The organism is Moorena sp. SIO3I6, from assembly GCF_010672095.1.
Window position 1 is genome coordinate 1 of the sequence record NZ_JAAHHU010000299.1, and the last position, 5,547, is coordinate 5,547.

Here is a 5,547-nt window from a genome sequence, read left to right on the forward strand (position 1 = left end):
GCTGCAGGCCAATGGGATGTTGATCTTGACTCCATACCGATACCTCGGCCCAGGGGTGTTCTTTTTGCACTTTCTCCACTTCACAGCCCAGTTTTTTTTTCCACTGCTGTTGTTGTTGAGATATGAACAGGACTTACGCACAGACTCCATGGGTAGGGTTTGCAAGGTTTGGAAAACCCTACAGGTAGCGTTAAATTGAGGTATTTGCGTAAGTCCTAATGAATTGGTGATTGTTGGTCGAGGTACTTTCAGCCCTTTAATCCATTTGCTTGAGAATCCGCCATCCAAGTTGAAGTCAGACAATTCGAACCAATAATTCACAGAGATAGTCTGCAACTTTGCGACCGTTCCACAGCCCACCATCCGGGGCTGGACCTGACAAAATTTGATCTAATTGCCCTTGTTGCTGATCCCTTAAAAGAGGTGGAGCAAAACAGGTTTCTACGCCTACCATCTCCCAAGGTCAAAGGTCCAATCCGGTTGTAGCCCCACACCAGTTCATAAATCCAACTTCGTTTATATCCAGTCACTTTGCGCGACTTCTTCACTGGTTCTGCCAAGGGCTAGCAACCAGATGATTTGATAGTGGGAGCGTTCAATCGGATCTTTCCCTTGACGATAGCGCTGTTAATGTTCTTCTATACTCAGATGGGGTTCTATGCTGATTCGCTTGGGCATCAGTTTGGACCATTGTCTTGCATCTCTCATATATTACGGTTCTGAGGGGGTGACATGAGCCCTGAAAAGCTTACTATATAAGGCTTTGATGCCAATTCTCATAAGAATTGATAAACTCCCAAATTGACCCTCCTGTGATTTTCTGAAAGCTCAAACCCTTATAACTACGTCCAAGGAAGCGCCCAAAACACCATGTATCTTTTTGTAACAGATCGGCTGAAAATATTACCCAGTAAGGGTTTTAGCTTGCATGTCACCCCCCAGATTACGGTTATTTAATGCAACTTGATATTACCAGGAGTTTTAGCCTTAAAAAGGCACTCTATTTTACTGCCGGATTAACATCTTTAATCTGATCCCCTTTCTGACGATTTAAAAATAGAAAACGATAGACGAGTAATAAACTGGATATCAATGGGCCTAGAACCAATCCCCACCACAAGCCCATACCACCATAACCTAAAGGCATTGCTAGTAAATAGCCCACTCCGAGTCCAGATCCCCAGAATGAAAGTAAATTGATGAGCATAGGGATTTTGGTATCCTGTATGCCTAATAAGGCTCCAGTCATATTCATTTGAAGTCCATAGGCGAATTGGTAAAAACCTGCAATGTAGAGAAAGGAGATTGCTGTAGCTTTTGTATTAAAATAGTTTGGATCATCGGGATTTATAAAGATAGACACAACCTGCTTGGGAAATTCCCAAACTATAATTATCACTAACAATGAAAAGAAAGCACCAATAGCAAGATTAATAAATGCCGACACTCTAATTCCCATCGCATCTTTAGCTCCATAGGCATACCCCACTCTAGCAACAGTAGTACAGGCAATAGCAGATGGAATTGCCATAAAAACTTCTACAGTTTGAATTGTAATCTGGTGTGCTGCTAGAGTAGCTGTACCAAAAGATCCCATCAGCAACGTGGTTATGTTTAAAAGTGCTATCTCAGTACCATAGTGAATCCCCATCGGATAGCCAATACGAAAAAGTTTGATTATAAGTCTTGGATCGAGCTGATAAAAATTACCAAAAAAACTATATTTGTCAAACTTTGGATGAAACATAAATAAAACGATAGCTATTAAGAACGTAAGCCAATAAATAAAACTACTCGCCCAGCCAATACCCGATAGTCCTAAATCTGGAAATCCAAATTTTCCAAACATCAATATATAGTTAACAGGAATATTTAAGCCCAGGCCAATCACCGCAATGACAGCTATCGATTGAGGATAATTAACAGCGGAGGCAATATCCTTAGCAATTAGTAATCCAATAGCAGCTGGGAGTCCCCATATAACTGCATTTGCATAACTTTTGACGAGGAAAAAGTCGCCTTTGTCTTGTCCGATTAAACCTGAGAAAGAACCACCACACCACAAGAGCAAAACCATGGGTAAGGATATAATTATAAGTAACCATAACCCCTGAAATAAAATATAACTAACCTGTTCAGGCTCATCAGTGCCAACTGCTTCAGCTGCCATTGCCCCTACCCCTGATACAATTCCGTATCCAACATAAACAGCGGTGGCAAAAGCAACCGTTCCCAAAGCACCTGATGCTATTGATTGAGTTCCTAATAACCCCATCATCACAACATCTATAGCTTGAACAGCTACATCACAAATCTGTGTGCTTATAAGGGGAATGAGTAATTGAGAACTAGAAATTGTTTCAGATATAGCCTTTGATACCAAGCTATATGAGCCTAACTTAGGACTATGTGTACAGTTTGTCTCAGTCGTTTTGTTCTGCATTAGACGTTAGAGGTAATTTATAAAGTAAATCTTAAGAGCTGAAATCCGTTGACAGATATGGATTTCAGGTAAGCAGGAGTAAACCTGAGGGGGCGACGAAATAAGCTGAGGGGGCGACGAAATAAGTTAAAACGCAGACTATATAAGCAACCTAGCCCTTAGGCCTCGTTGATAATACTTTCGTTTATTAGGATTTAATTTCATTAATTCGGTGACTAATTCTAAACAAACATCCTTTAAATTCACCCAAGTTTGGCCATATAAACCAATGTAAAAACTGCTATGTCTCCGCTCCCTACGACCATATTCTTTGACACGAGCTACATAGTTTTGTATTCCTTGACGTGTCTTGATGCAGTCGCTCATGGGGGAAACCCCCAAGACCGCGCTGCATCGCTTTAATATGCTGACCTTGAATCGTTGAGGAACTGTAAGCTATTGCAATTAATAAAATTATAGAAATAAGCCGTTTACCCTCAACTTTAGTCTCCTCTATATTATAACCACCTGTATTAAAATATCTAAACATTTATTCAATATCAAATCTTTTTTTATAAGCTGAAATAGCTGACTCTAAGCTTTCCAAATTTGTAAGAATAAACCATCCTTCTTTGGCCTTTGGCCACGCTACGCGAACGAAGCTACTTTCTTGACTTTACGTTGCCACTTACCAGCCACATTAAAAATTATAAAACCACGGGTCTTGGATGAAACCTTGAACAGGGTAGCCTTTATAGTCGGCAGTCTGTGAGTCATAGGTTTAAGTCTTGGTAATAAGGCTACCCTGTTCTACGGTAACTTCAAGGTCACTTTAACTCCTTGGATAAAAAAAGATAATCCTGGTGTTAAGCCTAAATTATTTAATTGAATAAAAATATTATTTTTGACTTCGATAAATTCGTTCTTCTTAAGACGTAAGCAGAAATAGACACCCAAGGACTGGAGGTGCTGTGCCAGCTTGACCGAGCCAAATTATCTATCCCCTAATAGACAAACTTTATAGTTTTTTAAAAGTGGCATCACTGAGGATAGGGCAGTTTTTTGTTCATGAATATTGCTACACCCTAATTTGGGAAGTAATTCAAAATATATAGGAAAAGCTCTTTTATCCCAAACTATACTGATCATGAGGAAATTTATTCGACTCCAATTTGTGCGGTATATCGCTACATAAATTAATTGCTCAGTTGTGAAGTATGTTGATAACCAGGTTTTGATAATTGGAAACCAAATTTTTTCAATCGTCAGATTAGGCAATGATAAAAATCGTTGTATTCTTGTCTTGATGCAGTCGCTCATGGGGGGAACCCCCATGAGCGACTGCATCGCTTTTCTACGACTTTCAAATTTTAGGGGAATTGATAGAGCATTTGCTAATTTTTCTAAATTTACTTTTTTAATTGTCTGTAGGAGACTAAGCAGAATTAGACTAAATAAGTATTCTGACTTACTAAGTTGACTTTTTAAGTGGTTTTGGTAGAATGCAAGTAACATTGTCAATAGGTAGGTATTGTTGAACAAAAGAGACCTATCTTTTTTTTACCACAAAATGGTGAACGCTTTACATTTAAAGCTTTTCAGGCTATTTCGTCACCCCTTCAGGGAGTAAACATAAGCCTAAATCCTGAAAGCATTGCACCGCAATGGTTATAGCTCTGTTCACAAATCAGCTCTAAGGATTCGAGCCTAATGTTTTTACCAAACTGAGATACACCGAGGCCAATTATCACCTATTCGGTTGAGTTAAACAAGTTAGGTTCGTAAACTTAATCCTTGAAGTGTAGTCATAGCTTGAGTTTGGATTGTTTGTTAAAAATTTTTACACCTTTTTTTTTAAACTTCAACTTAACTTGAACTATCCACTACACATTAACCTTTAAACTTCAATATTTGACATTCAAGATTCCCTGAATTACAAATAATTGGTAAACACTGATTAGAGTTTTTGAACTTTCCCAAAATGCCTATATAGTTGATTATATATTACTTATGGCCTCTGGCCTCTTGCGTTGCTTTAAGAGCTGATTTATAAAGTCAACCAAAAGCATTGCCAGTCGCTTAACCATAAGGTGAATTAGAGAGCCATAAATCATGGCTTCACTCACATCTGAATACACCTCATAATCCAGGCTTTTGCGTCGAAATCTATTCAACCATCCATGCATTGCGCTCAACAATCCATCGTTTAGGTAACCGCTCAAAAGTTTTGGAAGTTCTCTTGATTACTTCCACCCTCACGCGATCGCCACAAACTTCCTTAACTGCACGGGCAAAATTATTACCAGAATAACCCTGATATACCCAAAGCACATCTAATTTCGACAGTTTATCCCTGGCTTCATTAAGTACTACGACTGCTCCTAATCGTTCTGAGGCATTCGCTTCAGTTACCAAAACACCAATTAATAATCCAAGGGAATCTACTACAATGTGACGCTTACGCCCCTTAACTTTCTTGCCACCGTCGAAACCGTAGACAGAGCCCTTTTTTCTGTTGTTTTCACTGACATTGAATCAGCAATGGCAACAGTTGAGTCTTCATCCGGGTCTAATTCTGTTCTTAATTTTTGGCGTATTTTATCGTGTATCTGTTGCCAAAAACCGCCTTTTTGCCATTTTTTGAAGTATCTGTATACCGTGCTATAAGGTGGTAGATCATGAGGCATCATTTCCCACTGACATCCAGTCCGTTGCACATAGAATATGGCGTTGAAAATTTCTCGGAAATCCACCTCTATAGGATGACCAAACCCCTTGGGTAATGGTACTAGAGGCTTGAGTATTTCCCATTCTGAGTCGCTCAGGTCACGTCGGGTTAGGTTGACGTTGAGGATTTGCGATCGGCGAAGCCGCGCCAAAGGCGATCGCAGGTAGACGGCTCATCAGTCACAACATAGCTTAACTATAACTAAGAAATAACGATTACACCATATTCACTTAATCCCCTACTTTCTTTAGATTCTCTTTATAAATCAGCTCTAACTGTAGATCAGGCTCGGTGGCATATGAGTGAGAAGTTGGAGGTGCCAGAGGGGATTCATCTTTTCCCCTTACCCCCTTACTCTCCTGAATTACAACCGGCAGAGCGATTATGGCCTGTGGTG

General features: G+C 39.7%; 2 protein-coding genes and 3 pseudogenes. 2 read left to right on the plus strand and 3 right to left on the minus strand.

Translation table 11 applies throughout. The features are described from left to right. Positions 1–199: hypothetical protein (locus F6K49_RS34560; protein WP_293103933.1), on the plus strand; the 199-nt coding region annotated here is incomplete at its 5' end. Between the two features lie 801 nt (positions 200–1,000). On the opposite strand, the gene F6K49_RS34565 is transcribed toward F6K49_RS34560, so the two are convergent. The 3 genes and pseudogenes from F6K49_RS34565 to F6K49_RS34575 form a co-directional block, all read right to left on the minus strand. Next, positions 1,001–2,443, minus strand: coding sequence for an MATE family efflux transporter (locus tag F6K49_RS34565; RefSeq protein ID WP_293030132.1), 1,443 nt, complete (start codon positions 2,441–2,443; stop codon positions 1,001–1,003). A gap of 138 nt (positions 2,444–2,581) precedes the next feature. Beyond that, positions 2,582–3,937: pseudogene (locus F6K49_RS34570) on the minus strand (IS4 family transposase). Between the two features lie 482 nt (positions 3,938–4,419). Then, positions 4,420–5,277 (minus strand): annotated as a pseudogene (locus tag F6K49_RS34575) (IS5 family transposase). Between the two features lie 144 nt (positions 5,278–5,421). On the opposite strand from F6K49_RS34575, the pseudogene F6K49_RS34580 reads away from it, so the two are divergent. Then, positions 5,422–5,547, plus strand: a pseudogene (locus tag F6K49_RS34580) (transposase); the annotation flags it as partial.

What these genes read in the sequence shown, in the direction of transcription:
- F6K49_RS34565 (WP_293030132.1), bottom strand. Translation starts at nt 2,443, where the DNA reads ATGCAGAACAAAACGACTGAGACAAACTGTACACATAGTCCTAAGTTA.